Annotated in this window: 1 protein-coding gene; it reads right to left on the bottom strand. The window is 47.2% G+C overall.

Going from position 1 to position 1,509, the window contains the following annotated elements; translation table 11 throughout:
- Positions 1 to 1,509: hypothetical protein (locus AC1DY0_RS18975; protein WP_477190142.1), on the bottom strand; the 1,509-nt coding region annotated here is incomplete at both ends.

Here is a 1,509-nt window from a genome sequence, read left to right as displayed (position 1 = left end):
GCATTGGAACAGATTGTTTGACTTCCGCCAGCTGCAGAAGCTTGAGGTAATGCATCCACATTAACGGTATAAGTTGATGTAGCTTTTGCAATTCCGCAAGTATTGTTACTGGTAACGGTCATGGTCAAGGTCACAGTATTGCCTTCATCTCCGGCCGCTGCAGTATAGGTAGGAGTGAGTGTGGTTTCATTACTCAACGAACCAGTTCCGTTATGTGTCCAAAGTATTGTTCCATTTGAAGCAGTGGCTCCGCTTACCGTAGCCGTTGCATTGGAACAGATGATTTGACTTCCGCCAGCTGCAGAAGCTTGAGGTAATGCATCCACATTAACGGTATAAGTTGATGTAGCTTTTGCAATTCCGCAAGTATTGTTACTGGTAACGGTCATGGTCAAGGTCACAGTATTGCCTTCATCTCCGGCCGTTGCAGTATAGGTTGGGGTCAATGTTGTGGCATTGCTCAACGAACCGGTTCCGTTATGTGTCCAAAGGATTGTTCCATTTGAAGCAGTGGCTCCGCTTACCGTAGCCGTTGCATTGGAACAGATGGTTTGAGTTCCGCCAGCTGCAGAAGCTTGAGGTAATGCATCCACATTAACGGTATAAGTTGATGTAGCTTTTGCAATTCCACAAGTATTGTTACTGGTTACGGTCATGGTCAAGGTCACAGTATTGCCTTCATCTCCGGCCGCTGCAGTGTAGGTTGGGGTCAATGTTGTGGCATTGCTCAATGAACCGGCTCCGTTGTGTGTCCAAAGGATTGTTCCATTTGAAGCAGTGGCTCCGCTTACCGTAGCCGTTGCATTGGAACAGATGGTTTGACTTCCGCCAGCTGCAGAAGCTTGAGGTAATGCATCCACATTAACGGTATAAGTTGATGTAGCTTTTGCAATTCCGCAAGTATTGTTACTGGTTACGGTCATGGTCAAGGTCACAGTATTGCCTTCATCTCCGGCCGCTGCAGTRTAGGTAGGTGTAAGTGTTGYTTCATTACTCAACGAACCGGCTCCGTTATGTGTCCAAAGGATTGTTCCATTTGAAGCAGTGGCTCCGCTTACCGTAGCCGTTGCATTGGAACAGATKGTTTGACTTCCGCCAGCTGCAGAAGCTTGAGGTAATGCATCCACATTAACGGTATAAGTTGATGTAGCTTTTGCAATTCCGCAAGTATTGTTACTGGTTACGGTCATGGTCAAGGTCACAGTATTGCCTTCGTCTCCGGCCGCTGCAGTGTAGGTAGGTGTAAGTGTGGTTTCATTACTCAACGAACCGGCTCCGTTATGTGTCCAAAGGATTGTTCCATTTGAAGCAGTGGCTCCGCTTACGGTAGCCGTTGCATTGGAACAGATTGTTTGACTTCCGCCAGCTGCAGAAGCTTGAGGTAATGCATCCACATTAACGGTATAAGTTGATGTAGCTTTTGCAATTCCGCAAGTATTGTTACTGGTAACGGTCATGGTCAAGGTCACAGTATTGCCTTCGTCTCCGGCCGCTGCAGTATAGGTAGGT

The organism is Flavobacterium sp. P1_E4, from assembly GCF_056405915.1.
This window is presented reverse-complemented; position numbering and strand designations above follow the sequence as displayed.